This is a genomic window from Paraburkholderia strydomiana (assembly GCF_031456815.1).
Classification (GTDB): Bacteria; Pseudomonadota; Gammaproteobacteria; order Burkholderiales; family Burkholderiaceae; genus Paraburkholderia; species Paraburkholderia caledonica.
Window position 1 is genome coordinate 140,123 of the sequence record NZ_JAVDVL010000004.1, and the last position, 15,195, is coordinate 155,317.

A 15,195-nucleotide genomic window follows, 5' to 3' on the forward strand; every position below is an offset into this window, starting at 1 on the left:
CGTTCAGACACGCACAATGAAGATCCTGATCTACGGCCTCAATTACGCGCCCGAACTCACGGGGACTGGCAAGTACACGGCAGAAATGGCCGCGCTGCTTGCGAGCCGGGGGCATGACGTCCGCGTGGTATGCGCTCCGCCTTACTACCCGGATTGGCGAGTTTCCTCGGGGTACACATCGTGGCGCTATCGTCGGGAAGAGCGCGACGGTGTCACGGTATGGCGCGCGCCGCTATGGGTGCCTTCACGCCCGAGCGGCGTGAAGCGGATGATTCATCTGGCCAGCTTCGCGGCAACCTCTTTGCCGTTGCTCGCGTTGCAGGCCTTCTGGCGACCCGATGCAGTACTGTTGATCGCACCGACCTTGATGTGCGCCCCCGCGACGATCGCGCTCGCTAAGGTCGCCCGCGCGAGCGCGTGGCTGCACATTCAGGACTATGAGGTCGACGCCGCCTTTGAACTCGGCCTGCTCAAAGGCTCGCGTGCCGCGCGGATCGCGCGCTGGATCGAGAGCCAGTTATTGCGCCGCTTCGATGCAGTGTCGTCCATCACGCGGCAAATGAGCGCGCGTGCGTCGACAAAGGGCGTCGAGCCTTCGAAGGTGGTGTGCCTGCCCAACTGGGTCGACGTGTCAGCGGTGTTCCCGCTGTCGCGGCCGAGCGAGTATCGAAGCCTGCTCAACATATCCGACGAGCAGAAGGTCGTTCTGTACTCGGGCAACATGGGCGCGAAGCAGGGTATCGAGACGCTTGCGGAAGCGGCGGCCTCGCTCGCGTTTCGCCCCGACGTCACGTTCGTGTTCTGCGGTAGCGGCGCCGCGAGAGAGAACCTCGTCAAGCGCTGCGCCGCGTTGCCGAACTGCATCTTTCTTCCGCTGCAGCCGGTGGAGCGCCTGAACGAATTGCTCAATCTCGCGGACATTCACGTGCTGCCGCAACGCGCCGATGCGGCCGATCTGGTGATGCCGTCGAAGCTGACCGGCATGCTCGCGAGCGGTCGCGCGACGATTGCGATGGCACGGCGCGGCACGGCGCTTCACGAGGCGGTGCATTCGCGTGGCGTAGTTGTGCCGCCGGATAACGTGAAGGCGCTGGTCGGCGCTATCACTGCACTCGCGAACGACTCGCAGCGGCGGGCAGCACTCGGCCGCGCCGGGCGTGACTATGCGGAGAGCACGCTGTCGCCGGATTCGACGATCAGTACGTTTGAAGAACGCGTTGGAATGCTGTGCCGCGCGGCAGGAAGAAGGCGTGCGAAAGCGAGCAAGACGTATTTCGACGCAAGGCCTTCAGCGGTGGCGGTGCCGCACGCAAAGCCGGCTACTACGGAGGATGCCGCGCCGGACTGAACCGGCACGCGGCCTTCTCATGAATGCGCAATCACCACGGCGACCGGTAGACGGAGCGCTTACCCGTTGCGTACGGGTCGGTGTAGGCGGCCTTGGCCGCGCCTTCGGGCAGCAGCTTGTCCGCCGCGCGTTGGCCGGGGGCCGCGTCGGCCACGCGCAACTGGCCGTTGGCTGCGGCAGGCGCCTTGCGCTTACCCGCGGCGCCCTGCTGACCGGCTTGCTCGCCTCCGATAACAGTCATGCGTTGCTCGTCCATCAACGCCGCGCGGCGTGCGTCGTCGATGTTGCCACCTCGTGCATCGGCGGCGCCGTATCCGTCGGGCGCGCCGAGCAGCTTCTGCTCCCGCTTGCGCTGCACGGCGCGGCGATCGATGGGAGCTTGCTGGGGCGCGCCATAGCCGGTCGGCGCGGTGGCGGTCATTGCCGGTGCTCGCGCGGGCGCGGCGTTCTGGGCGAGCGCGGGTCCTGCGCACGCGGCGGCAAGGACGAGCATGCAGGTGGCAGTACGTTGAAGCGAAGTGGTCATTGTGGTCCCCGGGTTAATACAGTTGTGGTGAAGATATCGTGCGCCAGAATCCATGCACGTAGCCGCCAAAACGCTTGCCTGGACCGACACGTTTGAACGTACCTTGGCGGCCAATGCCACTCTCAGCAAACTAATCAGTATCCCTGTGTATATACGCAGGAAAGCAAGGTATGGAGGAAGATGATGGGCAACATTGCTGACGATCCGCGGCTCGCATGTGCGCCGCAAGCAGAAAGCGGCGCCGCAGGGCGCCGCGTCATCGACCTGAGTCTCGCCGGCAAGGGGAATTACCGCGCGGGGCGCAGTGCGCTCGTAGAGCTCATCTGGTTCTTCGTGGAAGCGTGCGTGATCAACAACAAGCTACTGCCGTTCTCATTCGTGCGAGTGGCTTTGCTGCGCCTCTTCGGTGCAAAGATCGGTACAGGGTGCCGTTTCGTGCATCCATTGCGCGTGAAGGCGCCATGGAATCTCGAGGTCGGTGACAAGTGCTGGTTTGGCGTCGACGTATGGATCTACAACCAGGCACCGATTCGCATCGGCTCGAATGTGTGCATCTCTCAAGGGACGTTCCTCACGGCCGGCTCGCATGACATGAGCACGACGATGGACCTGCGGGTAGCGCCTATTGTGATCGAGGACGGCGTGTGGATCACGTCGAAATGCGTCGTGCAAATGGGCGTGACGATCGGCCGCTCGGCAGTCGTCACGCCGCTGTCGGTCGTACATCGTTCGCTTGAAGCCGAGGGCGTGTATGGCGGAAATCCGTGCCGTTTTTTACGGAAGAGGTTTCTTTCGTGACCTGAAGCACAGAAGTAAAGCCGCAGCGTTTATACGCTGAGGAGACCGACGTGGTGGCAACCGGAGAAATGGCACATCCGGTCACGGCATATGGGCGCGTTGCTCGCAAGCCGCTCGCTTGCGAGCCAGCGACGCCCCACAAACATTATGAAGAATACGGGAGCTGCGGATGTTCATCGATACTCGCAATGTCGAGCAAAACACGGTCATTGAAACGACGGTTTGCATCATCGGGGGAGGGGTCGCGGGCATTACGCTCGCTCGTGAAATGTCGCGGATTGGCGTGGATACCTGCATGCTTGAAAGCGGCGGCCTCGTTCCCGACGAGGAGACACGCGACCTCTATCGCGGCGAGAACGCCGGGCTGCCGTACCGGTTCGCGGACGGCTCGCGCAGCCGCTACCTTGGCGGCAGCAGCAACTGCTGGGGCGGCTGGTGCCGCCCGCTCGATCCGTGGGACTTCGAGAAGCGCGACTGGATTCCGCATAGCGGCTGGCCGTTCGGTCTGGACGAGCTCGCGCCATACTATGCGCGCACGCACGATCTGCTGAAGCTCGGCCCTCAAACCTTCGACCCCGCCTACTGGGAGCGCGAGATCGGCCGCCCGGACGTGCGCCGCATTCCGCTAGGCACCGGCGATATGCGCGACACCGTCGCCCAGTTCAGCCCTCCGGTGCGCTTCGGCAAGGTGTATCGCGAGGAACTGGCGCGCTCTACGCGCGTGCGCGTGTTTCTGTACGCGAACGTTCTGAACATCGACGCGGATGCTCAAGGCACGACGATCACCCGAGTGCAGGTCGGCACGCTCAGCGGCCGCAGGATGACCGTGAAGGCGCGCATCTTCGTGCTGGCCACGGGCGGAATCGAGAACGCGCGCCTGCTGCTTGCTTCGAACAACGTGCAGGCGGCGGGACTCGGCAACGCGAACGATCTGGTGGGACGCTACTTCATGGATCACCCGCGCATGATGTCGGGGAAAGTGCGTTTCCTGCCGGGCGTTGCGCGCAACAAGCTGTATGACATCAAGTACCACTACCAGAACCCGGCTGTCTCGGCACACGGAACGAAGATCTCTTCTCAGTTCGCGCCGAGACCGGAGATGATGGAGCGCGAAAAACTGCTCAATTCTCGCGTGTGGCTTTATTCGCGGTGGTACGGCGAAGGCAGTGCGGGCTCCGAGGCGCTGATCCGCTGCAAGGAAGCGCTGATGCACAAGGACCAGCCGGGGCGCAGCCTGAAGGCGGACATTGCGACGATGGCGGCGCATCCTCTGCATACGGTGGGATATGGCTTGACGCGGCTGCTACAGTGGCCGGCGCTGATCACCGACGTCACGCTGCAGGCAATCGTCGAGGCAGTACCCGATCCGGATAGCCGCGTCACACTGAGCGCCGATAAGCGCGATCAGTTCGGCATGCCGCGCGTGAAGGTCGACTGGCGCCTCGGCGACCAGGTGAAGCGTACCTTCGACAAAACGTTCGACGCGCTCGCGAAGGAACTGCGGCTCGCACGCGTCGCCGAAGTCCAGCTCGATGCGCCGCTCGAAGGCAGGGCCTGGCCGCAAAAACTGGAAGGGACGTGGCATCACATGGGCACGACGCGCATGCATGATTCGCCGCGCGAGGGCGTGGTCGATCGCGATTGCAAGGTACACGGCATCAGCAATCTTTACATTGGCGGCAGTTCGGTGTTCCCGACTGTCGGCGCGAACTTCCCGACCATTACGATCGCCGCGTTGTCGTTGCGGCTCGCCGGCCACCTGGCCCGGCAGCTCGACGTTCCGAACATCGTCGGCAATACGCGCGCGGAAGCGGCCAATAGCGGTGTTACGCCGGCGCAGTCGCCGGTAGAGACGCTGCCGATCGCGGCCTCGACGTTGACGCCGTTGATGAAGGAGCAGTGAACCGGCAGTGCAATGAAAAGGCGACGGCGCGGTGAACGCGGCGTCGCCTGGAATTAAAAAAGGCGGCGCTTATATAAGCGCCGCCTTTTTTATGGATGTCAGCGAGCCTGCTGAGTGGCTTTGCGAAAAGCGGGGAGCGTGGCCTTCTCTGCTTCGTCGTGGTGACCGCCTCTCGTTTCAAGCAAGGTGGTCAACGCGCTCACCATGGTTTCGATCCTGAAGCGGGCGTTGAATGTGCGCGCGGCTTGCACACGCATCGCTTCACGAGCAACGTCGTCCAGTTCCAGCCAGCGAACCAGGCTGTTTTCGGTGCCCTCGACGGTGTCGGGGCCGATCAGCCCCGCGCCGTCTTCTTCGATTTCGCGCCACACGTTGACCTTATCGGAGATCAACGCGGGCAGGCCGCAGCCGAGCGCCTCGGCTACCGCGACGCCAAAGTTCTCCTGATGTGACGGCAGCGCGAATACGTCGCTTGCGTGAAAGGCTCCCCACTTCAGATCGCCCTGCAGCATACCCGGCAAGCTCATGCGATGCGCGATCCCGGCAGCCTGCGCCTGAGCGCGCAGACTCGCGGCCCAGCCGGTTTCATCCGGGCCGGCGATCACGAGATGTAGCCTCTCGTCACGTTTGGCCACGCGAGCGAATGCGTCGATCAGCAGATCACAGCCTTTTTTCGCGTGCACTCTGCCGAGAAACAGCACGACGCGTTTGCCGCGTGCGCTGGGTACTGCCTGCAAAAACGCTTCACGTACCGACGCTGCGTCGACCTTGGGCACCGTTGTTCCGAACGGCACGATGCGCTCGCGAGCGCGATAGAGCCAGAACGATTGGCGGGCCCTGGTGCGTTCTTCTTCGGTGGTGAAGATCACAGCGCGCGCGTCGCGCAGCACACGATACTCAGCCCACGGCCAGTAAAGCCACTTCTTCAGATGCTTGAGCGGATACGCCTCTTTGAACCACGGGTCCAGCATGCCGTGCGTGTACACGTAGTACGGCACGCCGCTGTCATGCAGCGCTTTCCATGTCGCAAAGCCATGGTATTGCCACAGGCCGTGCACGACGACGGCGTCGAAGTGCTTCCCATGATTCGCGAGCCACGGCGCGAGATAGGCGCTATAGCTGTAGCGGTTGGTCGTGGGACCGAACGCATGAACCGGGAACGGAAAAGCCGCGAGGTATGGGTCGTCCGGGGCATCGCAGGTGGCAACTTCGACTTCATGACCGGCATCCTGCATGGCCACGCCGCTACGGCGAACGCCTTCAACTGGACCGCCGGCGCGCGGATCGACGCTTGCAAGCACGTGTAGGATTTTCATCGCGCGATATCCGGTCGGTTGGAACGCGGCAGCCGTGCCGTCTGCGACATGCCCAGCGTACTGGCAACATCTGTGCGGCCCATGCCTGGTTGCATGCGGCGCGGCAGGTCAGGCGAGGCGGCGGCCCGCATGCGGCGCGCGGCGTTCATGCGATTCGCGCGTGCCGGCAGCGCGCGCTGCAAACGCGTGTAAGTGGCAATCATCAAACCGAGTCCAATGCCGAATACGAGCCCCGAAAAGCGAGGCCCAAGTGGATTGCCGCCAATAGAGGTGGCCGGCAACGCGGCGAACAGCATGATCGCGCGGCCGAGTATCGGCAGCATGGGTGCATCGGGTACTACCGAGCGCCAGTAGCGATAGGCGAAGAAACAGAGCGCGAGCGCGCCGAGTGTGGCGAGAGGCATCGCGATACCGAACACGAGCCCGCCCGCGAACAGCTGGTAGACCCAGAAGTTGTGGCCCGCAGCCCATTCGTTGATCGCGTAGAAATCCTGCTTGCTGAACTGGCCTGCAAGGTCCGGCAGGTAATCCGGCGAATAACGGTAGTAGTGCCCGTAGCCCGCACCGAACAGCAGCGTTTCCGGCGAGGCGGTGACCTGGTCATACTGGTCACGCATTTCAGCCAGACGCGTGATGGTGGTCGGATCCTTGCCGGAGATGGTTGCTTCCGCCACGAAAATGCGCTGCGTCCAGTGCTCCGCGACATTGGGAACCGCCAATACCGCGATACCCGCCACGCCTGCCAACACCACGACAACCATGAGGCCGCGAGCGACGGCACGCCAGATCTGCCGCATCGACGGCGCGCTCAGTGCCATTGCTATCACGAACAGAAGCACCGTACCGACCAGCAGGCTGCGAGTCACGCTCAGCAGTTCGACAATCACGGTGCCGGCAAACACGGCGATGGTGAACGGCGAATAGCGTTTGGCGACCACGAATTCGTGAAGCAGCACGCCTTGCAGTCCGAGCAAAGTTACGGAGATGATGCGAAAGCGCGCGTCGTCCAGGCCGCCGCTCGTCGCGAGACCATAGACGAAGGTGAACACGAGACTGACTACGTTCGCCGCGAAGAGCGCTTTTTCAAACTGCGCGATTCTTTGCTCGCTCCACGGTCTGCACGCGACAAGATAGCCGAGCAGGAAAAGCATGAACGGCAGCAGCACGCGTAAATAGTTGCCGCCGTCGTTATCCTGGATGAGTTGCGCAACGACACTACCGAATACGCACAACAGCAGGCTCGTGGTGACGATCGTGCGAAGCCGGGAGCGCTCGTGAAAGCGCGGTGCGATGAGCAGGAGGGCGAGCCCCGCTGCCACTGCTGGAGCGACGAATATGAATTGGGCGAAATGGCCCGTGGTCGCGTTGGTGGCCTTGTAGTCCAGCGCAAGCGGTAACAGAAAAATCCATATCCAAGGTGCTGCATACTGATGGCGCATTCTTTTTTCCTCCCCGTCGCCGTTTGCCGTCGTCTAAGCGGACGGTCTCGCGTCGGGTCATTGTGAGCGCAACTTTGTGCTTGCGGATATCGCAAATTGCTGTTCGTCTCCGCCTGCCTGGATTCTGGCGACAGTGGAAAGGGCTATGCCTGCGAGACGCACGCAAGCTCTCCGTTATTGTCGGTGAATGCCTTGATCTTGGCGGTCGCTTGTACCTGCCGACACCGAAGATGCAAAGACGGGGGATGCGACCGAAAAAACGGAAAGGGGAAAACAAAATGAAGCTATTTGGCGGGACGGGACCCGCGAAAGCCGGACGTGCGATCGAACTGGACTTCGTTCGTGGCATCGCAATCATTGCGGTGATGGGCTTTCACTTTCACGCTGTTCATACCGACAATGTACTCCTTCAGATTATCGAGTATCCACTCAAGAACTTTGGACGAGAGGGCGTCAATCTCTTCTTCACATTGAGCGGCTTTCTCGTCGGAGGCCTGCTGCTTCGGCAATACGCTGAAACGGGTCATGTCGACGCGCGCCGCTTTATCGTGCGGCGGATGTTCCGTATCTGGCCCGCGTATTACGTTCTGATTGTTTTCCATGTGCTGGCCGGCCGGCATCCGTGGAATACATTTCTTTTCCAGAACATGACGCATCTGCAGAATTACCTCGGCACTTCGATCACGCAGACATGGAGTCTCGCGGTGGAAGAACATTTTTATCTCGTGCTGCCGGCGCTGCTTCTGCTTTTCTCACGCTTGCGACTCGGCGCGTGGACGATCATCGGCGTACTGTCGGCAATCTGTGCGGTAACGCTCACAGCGCGCTGCTTTGCGGTGGCGGGCGGCGATCTGCAAGGGGCGTTTGCTTATACCCAGTACCGCATCGACAGCTTGCTGATTGGCGTGATCCTGTCCGCGATCTACTGGATGAAGCCGGGCATCTATCACCAGATCGCTAAGCGCAAATGGCTGCTGATCGGGAGCGTCGCGCTGCTATGTGCATGGCTCGTATTGGCGACGAGCAACATCGCACTCGACGAAAGCATTGGATACACGATCCAGGCACTCGGTTTTGCGGCGCTGATCGTGCTGGTTCTGGAGTACTCGGGGTCGCTGCGCACGACATGGATTTATCGCGGCGTGGCCTGGGTGGGTCTGTATTCGTACGGAATCTACTTGTGGCACTCTCTCGCGCTCGCTCCCGGCGACATGGTGATTCGCAAGGCCACCGCGCTTGGCTTCGCGCCCAGCGTCATCTGGATCGTTGCGCTCACGGCGCAGTTCGTCATCGCAATCGTGATCGGTTATGTGACTACGCGCGCAATCGAATATCCGTTCCTGCTGATGCGCAACGCGTTGTTTCCGGAAAAGCGCAGCAGCTCGGTGCGCGAGGAAGTGCCTGTGGCCAGCGGGCAGTTGTCATGAGTAAACGCATGATGTGCGCCGGCGGGACCGGCGGCGCACATCATGCGGATGGCGGTTAAATCACGCCATCTGTTGCAGCAAGGTTTGCTTGAATTCGCCGAGCGTATTCCGCGACAGTAGATTGTCGCGCGACGATGCCGTTGCATGTTCGTGCGGCCACGAAGTCATTGTTTCGGCAATGGCCTTGCCGATCGACGCGGAGCTCAGGTCGCTCAGTATCGGTCCCAGTTCGCAGCGCCTGCTAAACCAGCCAATCAGCCCGTCTTCTGTTGCGATTACCGGCTTGCCGAATCGGTAAGCCTGCACGAGCACGCCGCTCATGCCGTAATGGCCTTTGTAGCCGAGCCATACCGCGTCGCACGCGGAGAACAGATCGCGCTCCATGTCGATGGAGATAAACGAATCCAGCACGAGCGGCGCGGGCGTCAGACTGCGAACGTGATTGCGCATGAAGTGCCGCGTACCTGGATCCTGTTCGCCTGCAACGATCAGCGTGGGGGCGCTCTCGAGACGCGTCATCGCATGAACGAGTTCGTAGATGCCTTTGCGCTCAGTAATCGCACCGTACACGAGCAGGTAGCGTTGCGCGGGATCGAGCCCGAGCCGCTCGCGCGCGAGTGCAGGATCTTCCGCGCGTTCATCCGGGAAAGGGTCGGCCACATACTCGACCTTTGCACTGTCTTTCGACGTATTGAGCGCCGCCCATTCCGGCAAGGTGGGATCGATGCTCAGCAACGTGCGCAGTCCCGGCGTGCGAACCGCGCGTTTGAACAACTGTGCCTTGATGGCGTTGACGAGCGGACGATCGGGCGCCTTGATGCCGACCTTGTGATGATGAAACGTCGAGCGCATCGTAATGCCGACCCATGGCGTCTTGCCGAACGGCGACCCGAGAAACGGCAGTCCATTGAAGAAATAATCGGCATAGGGCACGACGACCAGCCGGATCGACTGAGTGCGGCTGAGAATGCGATATGCACGCTGGAAATAGTTGTGAAAGCGCCAGTACTGATTGCGCTCGCGCAAACGGTGAGTGCGGCTTTCGTCCGGATCGACAAAGGCAATCTGCTGATCGGGGCGGTTGGCTGCGGTGATCTGTTTGGCGAGCCGGTGATCTTCGTTGGCGCATTCAGTGACGAGAATGCACGGATAGCCGGCCTCTGCGCAGGCTTGCATCGTCCACTCGGCATACCGCCACCGGTGGCCGGTGAGATTGGGCTCCACGATCAGGACAAAGTCAGGTTCGATCACGTCGGTAGGCATAGTGAAAATAGGCGTGCATGGGTGGACGAATTGCGTCAGCGGGTTCTCCGCAGCGAGCGGAAATGGCCCGAGCCGCGGGCTCTGCCGTGGCGTCAGATGAATAACGGTAGCACTCGCCACCGCATGAAAAACACCTATCTCTCGCGTTGTGTGGGTAAACGTACTACCAGACAAAGGCTTGGGCCGAAGCCGCCTGGTTGATGGCGGTTGACGGCGAATGTCTCGCGGTATGGTCCTGCTTACGGTGATACATGAACCGTCGCCAGCTTGCTGGCGGGACCAATTCCAATCAGGCGCCGCGGCGTTCACAGCGAGTCACGACACGCTGGTTAAACCGCTGCAAAGCGCTGCAATTAGACGGAGAACCAGCTTGCGGGCGATCAGGCTTCCCGCGCTCTCGATAGCCAGCAGTTTCGGCGCGAGCGCGGCGACATGGGTGTTATTGCAACAGTTCGCGGTGCGTGGACTGGTGGCCATCAAATTTCTTGCGATCGGCCGGATGCTCGGGCCGGCGGCGATCGGCAGTGTGAGCGTGGCTTTGCTCGCGGTCGCGATTGCCGAGGCGCTATCCGACACGGGACTCGCGCAGGCAGTCATTCAAGGCGAGCACGCACCGACGCGCTCGCAGCTCGGCGCGGTATGGACCACACTAACGGCGCGTGGCTTATTGATTTCGCTGTTACTGGTGGCGCTCGCGCCGTTACTGAGCAGTCAGTTTCATCTCGACGGATCGCTCGTGCTGATCCAGCTTGCCGCGTTGCTGCCGCTGTTGCGCGGGCTCGCGTCGCCGACCTATTACGTGGTCCAGCGCGAGCGGCGCTTTCAGCATATTGCGGGCGTTGAGGTGGCCGCGGCGTTTGTCGACTGTTCGGTCGGCCTTGCACTCGCTTACTTCGGCGCGGGCGCCGCTTCGGTACTGATCGGCCTCGTCGCCGGCGAATCGCTCAAAAGCGTGCTGACGTGGGCCACCATGACACCCAGGCCGCCGGTGCGCCCGGTGTGGTCCGGCATTGGCCAGTATGTCGGCTTCAGTCGGTGGATCTGGGCGAGCAGTGTGATCAACCTGCTGCTCAACCAGTTCGACAAGGTGGTGGTCGGCAAGCTGCTCGGACCCGCGCAACTCGGCGGCTATCAGATGTCGTCGCGTCTCGCGCAGATGCTGCTGGCCGATGCGGCGATCGCGATGTCGCAATACCTGTTTCCGACTTTTGCCGCGCATCATCGCCGCGATCCCAAGGCGGCGTCGCGCCTCATCAGGGTTTATCTGCTGGCGGCCGCGATCGGGCTCGCCGCGTTTGTCGAGTTACTGCGGCTGATCGCGGAGCCAATGTTCTCGCTGATTCTCGGCGCGGCCTGGCTGCCCGCGGTGCCGCTCTTCAGAATACTTGTCATCAACATGGCAATCGGCGCTTTGATTGCGGTGCTCGTTTCGTATTTGCGGGCAATCGGCGATGCCAAAGCGACTGTGCATGCGTCGGCGATTCAGGTCGTGGTGCTGCTGATCAGCGCGCCGCTCGGGGTTCGCTGGTGGGGCGTGACAGGTATCGCATGGTCGATGACACTGGGCCTCGGCTGCGCCGCGGCGTGGATGCTTTATAGAACCTTGAGAGCAAGGACTGCATGATGCGCGTCTTCCATCTCGTACTGGCGCCGCGCTTGTCCGGCGCTGAAGTGCTCGCGAAAGACCTCGCGCTCGATCAGTGCGCCGGCGGCATGGCGGTATGCGTGGGGTCGCTACTGCCTGCGCATGACGACTTCGCTTCGCTGGCGAGCGAGTTGCAGGCGCACGGCGTGCAATGCTGGTTTCCACAGAAACGGCACCACGCGGCACGCAAACTGTGGAATCTGTTCGTCGCGGTGCGGCGGTTCCGCCCAGACGTGATCTTCGCGCATGCGACTATTCCGTCGTTCTACGCGCGTGCGTTGCCGCTGGGCGTGCCTGTCGTCTACGTCATGCATTCCGCGACCAACGATTTCGAGCGCCCGTTGTTCCGGCGCATCGAACATCTTCTGTCGGGGCGCGCGAGCGTCGTGATCGGCGTATCGCAGCAAGGCGTCACGGACTACATCCAGGCAATCGGCGTGCATCCGTCGATGACGGTGGTGCCGAACGGCGTCGATCTTGCCCGCTTTGCATTTACCGACGGTGCGCAGCGAGCTGCAAGTGTTCCGCAGATCGTTCAGATCGGTCGATACGCGTCTGTCAAAAATCAGCTGCTCACGGTGCGCGCTTTCGGGGAAGTGCTCAAGCAGATCGACGACGCACGGCTCGTGCTGTACGGTGTAGTCGAGGACCCCGACTATCAGCGCGCGGTCGTTGCGCTCGCAACAGAACTGGGCATCGCAGAGCGTGTCGTGGTCGCCGGGCCGCGCAGCGATGTGGCGACCGTGCTCTCCGAGTCGAACGTTTTCGTCATGCCTTCGCGTTCGGAAGGGCACAGCGTCGCGTTTCTGGAGGCGTTGGCTTCGGGCGTGCCGATCGTCGCGAGCAGGATACCGGCGTTCGCATTCGCCAATGGTTTCCCCGGCGTGCAACTGGTCGATACCGACAACGTGAGCGGTTACGCCGACGCCATCGTAAAGGCGTTGAGCGAGAAGCGCGTGCAAAGATCGCTTGCAGGGCTCACGCTTAGAGACACGGCTGAGCGATATCGCGCGATCGCGCGACAAGTGTGCCCGGCAGTGTCGGCGCGTTAAACGCCGAGCCGGGCGCGCTTTAATGATGCAAGTTGATGTCGCGTGTATCGGGCGCAGTGTCGGTTGCCGGCTCGATCGTCCGCGCACTATCTAGCGCCGACTCCTGTGCCGCAAGTGTCATCAGATGCCGCGCTTCCTTGCTGCTCGAATCGATACCGAGTGCGCTGCCGGCATTGAGCGACACGCAATCCCACCGGCCGATGTGGCCGCAGCCTCGCGCAAGACTCAACAATGCGTCGCGCTGCTGTTCGCGTGTATTGACGGCCGCGCGCAGGTTCTGGGCGTCGCGGCTTTGAGGTTGTACCGCGATCGCCGTGGCGACGCGCGCCTTCGTCGCAGATAGATTATTGTTCTGAAGGCTTGCACGCGCGGCACGCAGATGCCGCGCCAGTTCGGCGCGCGCTTTTTCTTCCGGGGTGAGCGGCGGTGCGGCGCCCGGATTGCGTTTTGCTTGCGCGGATGCAGTCGTGATAGCGGCGGTGGCCGGCGCAGCGGACACGGTCGCGGCAGCCGAAGCGGCCGGCGCAGTGCGGCGTGCGGGCAACGACGCGAACGGGGCTGACTCCGCGGTCGTTGCCGCTGGCAACCTGGGCGCCGTGTCGACGCGCGGAGCGGCAGTGACCGCTGTCGCGCGCGCAGGCGCAGCAGTTTCAGGACGCTGCACCGCCAGGACCGGCGGCGCGCCCTTCGGTCTGCTGATCGCACCCGACACCGTTATGGGGTCGCCGTCTGCATCGCTGTCCTGGTTGTGTATGAAGCCGACGTAGACCGCCGAAGCCACGATCAGAGCGGAGGCGGCCAGAGCCAGCGGCTCGCGCATCCGTTGATAGGTGCTCTGCACGATGGCTGCATCTTCCACCGCAGCGTATGGATTGGCGAGCGCACGTGTCGGGTTCCAGACTCTTCGCGCCGGTAGACGCCGCGCTTTCGGCGGCCGCGCGTCGGTGAGTCGCACGGTCAGCGTGGGCACCATCGCGGCGTACGCAGGGACGCTGCGCGCATGACATGAGGGGCAGGGAACGTCGCGGCTCACGAGCGGTGCGCCACATTGTTCGCATTCCGAATAATAGTTTTGGTCTCTATTCATGTCGTTATATCCGCGATGTTGCCGGAGGCGTGCGGCGCGCTCCCTGTAGCCGGCGTAATGGACGCCGCAAGCATGCTTGCGGCGAAGGCTCACTGCGCAACGACATAGCCTCGTGCCTGCATGCATGAGCCGTAGGCGGCCCAGTAGCGGGTCATGGGTGGCTCAGGCGCCGGTAGTGGCGGCAGGGCGGCGGTGCCCGGTTGCGACGCGCCCGCAGCGCTTGCCGTGGTCGCTGGCTCAGAGGCGGGCTGCTGCACGATTGCCGCGGAAGGCGGCAATGCGGCAGATGCAGCGTGCCCCGCATCTGCGGTTTTGGGTGCCACTGGAACTCCACTGGCGGGTGTCGCACGAGTCGCAGACGCGCCATTGCTGGCTGTGGCGGCACCGGGTTTCGGCGCCGAAGCGGCGTTGGACGCGGCCGGCGCTGTGCCATCAGGCAGCGCGGGACCAGCAGGCGCGGATGAGAACGTGCTCGGCGGTAGCGGCGGACGCGATGGTGCGCCAGTAGAAGACGTCTTGGTTGCCGTTGGCTTTGGCGGCGGCATTTGCGCCTCGCGCACGGTGTTGACTTTGGTTTCCTTATTCGCAGACGCGTAGCACAACGCACTGTCGACGCTGCGCTGATACGCGGTTTGACTTCGAATGGGGTAGATGAGCGGCTGCCACGCTTGGGCTGCGTTGCTAACCGCCAGTAAGGTCATCAAGGTATAGGTTTTGTATCCCATCGCAGTGGCTCCCGCAGCGATGTTGAGCCGTTAGCCGGCAATTGCGCTTCGCGGTGCGTTCTAGTCGCTCGATTGTCGCCGCAATGCGGCGGCTCACTGCCCGCGAAGGCTGCTTTCTTCAGCGTACCACTCTGGTGCGTAATATCAGTGCGTTGCGTAACACACGAAAACGCCATGGTGCAGTCGAATCAGGACAGTCGGCAATGGTCATTAGCCTAGGTTAAACACTACGCAATACGCGTACCTGTGTCACGCATTCTTCGAAAATTGCTAAGTTGCTTCTAGGGATGCGGCTGAAAACGGCGATCAAATAATTCTACACGCAACGGTTATGGCCTTATCCGCCGACGAATAGAGCTCTTACGTTTTCCGCGCAATGCGGAGGCGAGCTTTTCGTACAGAGGGCAATCGCGGAATGCACCGGCTCTTCAGGGCAAGTACGGTTTCAATTGCTACTTATTGAAGCGCGCCCCCCTTGGTTGCAGTTTTGAAACGTTTATAATTCTCCCGCCGAGACGCTCAGTAACTAATACTGCAGTGTTCTCGTTAGACACCGGCTCTGAGTAACTTTTTCTTATTGGCCTTTTTGCGCCGAGCATTCGCCGCGGGGCCGCGCTAATGGCGCAGATTCTCAAGGCGTTTGTCGCTTGCTTCGTTTCTGCGGCC

12 protein-coding genes are annotated in these 15,195 nt (G+C 62.1%); 6 read left to right on the forward strand and 6 right to left on the reverse strand.

Annotated features, from left to right (window positions below; genetic code table 11):
- Positions 1-16: 16 nt before the first annotated feature.
- A complete protein-coding gene (locus J2W46_RS13190) occupies positions 17-1,348 on the forward strand; it encodes a glycosyltransferase WbuB (RefSeq protein WP_087751510.1) in 1,332 nt (443 codons plus the stop codon).
- 31 nt (positions 1,349-1,379) lie between these two features.
- Here the strand turns inward: J2W46_RS13190 and J2W46_RS13195 are convergent, their stop codons facing one another.
- Positions 1,380-1,874: a hypothetical protein gene (locus J2W46_RS13195; protein ID WP_088173044.1), complete on the reverse strand. Its 495-nt coding sequence runs from the start codon at positions 1,872-1,874 to the stop codon at positions 1,380-1,382.
- Positions 1,875-2,057: 183 nt separating this feature from the next.
- Here J2W46_RS13195 and J2W46_RS13200 point away from each other — a divergent pair, with 183 nt between their 5' ends.
- Both J2W46_RS13200 and J2W46_RS13205 read left to right on the forward strand, forming a co-directional pair.
- Positions 2,058-2,672 carry a DapH/DapD/GlmU-related protein gene (locus J2W46_RS13200; protein ID WP_310065725.1) on the forward strand — a complete coding sequence of 205 codons (615 nt, stop codon included), beginning with the start codon at positions 2,058-2,060 and terminating at the stop codon, positions 2,670-2,672.
- A 169-nt stretch (positions 2,673-2,841) separates the two neighbouring features.
- Positions 2,842-4,575, forward strand: coding sequence for an FAD-dependent oxidoreductase (locus tag J2W46_RS13205; protein ID WP_204520316.1), 1,734 nt, complete (start codon positions 2,842-2,844; stop codon positions 4,573-4,575).
- Positions 4,576-4,673: 98 nt separating this feature from the next.
- Here the strand turns inward: J2W46_RS13205 and J2W46_RS13210 are convergent, their stop codons facing one another.
- Together J2W46_RS13210 and J2W46_RS13215 are read right to left on the reverse strand one after the other, a co-directional pair.
- Positions 4,674-5,891 (reverse strand): glycosyltransferase, encoded by a 1,218-nt coding sequence (locus J2W46_RS13210; protein WP_310354280.1) that lies wholly within the window; start codon positions 5,889-5,891, stop codon positions 4,674-4,676.
- Positions 5,888-7,330 (reverse strand): hypothetical protein, encoded by a 1,443-nt coding sequence (locus J2W46_RS13215; RefSeq protein ID WP_310354282.1) that lies wholly within the window; start codon positions 7,328-7,330, stop codon positions 5,888-5,890. The genes J2W46_RS13210 and J2W46_RS13215 overlap by 4 nt, the downstream gene beginning before the upstream one ends.
- Positions 7,331-7,608: 278 nt before the next feature.
- On the opposite strand from J2W46_RS13215, the gene J2W46_RS13220 reads away from it, so the two are divergent.
- On the forward strand, positions 7,609-8,757 hold the full coding sequence (locus J2W46_RS13220) for an acyltransferase family protein (protein WP_020069793.1): 1,149 nt from the start codon (positions 7,609-7,611) through the stop codon (positions 8,755-8,757).
- 60 nt (positions 8,758-8,817) lie between these two features.
- Here the strand turns inward: J2W46_RS13220 and J2W46_RS13225 are convergent, their stop codons facing one another.
- Complete coding sequence (locus J2W46_RS13225; RefSeq protein WP_204521183.1) at positions 8,818-10,020, reverse strand: glycosyltransferase; 1,203 nt, start codon at positions 10,018-10,020, stop codon at positions 8,818-8,820.
- A 370-nt stretch (positions 10,021-10,390) separates the two neighbouring features.
- Between J2W46_RS13225 and J2W46_RS13230 the strand changes: the two genes are divergently transcribed.
- Together J2W46_RS13230 and J2W46_RS13235 are read left to right on the forward strand one after the other, a co-directional pair.
- Positions 10,391-11,644 (forward strand): oligosaccharide flippase family protein, encoded by a 1,254-nt coding sequence (locus J2W46_RS13230; protein ID WP_310354284.1) that lies wholly within the window; start codon positions 10,391-10,393, stop codon positions 11,642-11,644.
- Positions 11,644-12,717 (forward strand): glycosyltransferase family 4 protein, encoded by a 1,074-nt coding sequence (locus J2W46_RS13235; protein WP_204521184.1) that lies wholly within the window; start codon positions 11,644-11,646, stop codon positions 12,715-12,717. Before J2W46_RS13230 ends, J2W46_RS13235 begins: the two co-directional genes overlap by 1 nt.
- A 19-nt stretch (positions 12,718-12,736) precedes the next feature.
- Here the strand turns inward: J2W46_RS13235 and J2W46_RS13240 are convergent, their stop codons facing one another.
- On the reverse strand, positions 12,737-13,804 hold the full coding sequence (locus J2W46_RS13240; protein WP_310354286.1) for a hypothetical protein: 1,068 nt from the start codon (positions 13,802-13,804) through the stop codon (positions 12,737-12,739).
- An 89-nt stretch (positions 13,805-13,893) separates the two neighbouring features.
- Positions 13,894-14,529: a hypothetical protein gene (locus tag J2W46_RS13245; protein ID WP_310354288.1), complete on the reverse strand. Its 636-nt coding sequence runs from the start codon at positions 14,527-14,529 to the stop codon at positions 13,894-13,896.
- Positions 14,530-15,195 lie beyond the last annotated feature (666 nt).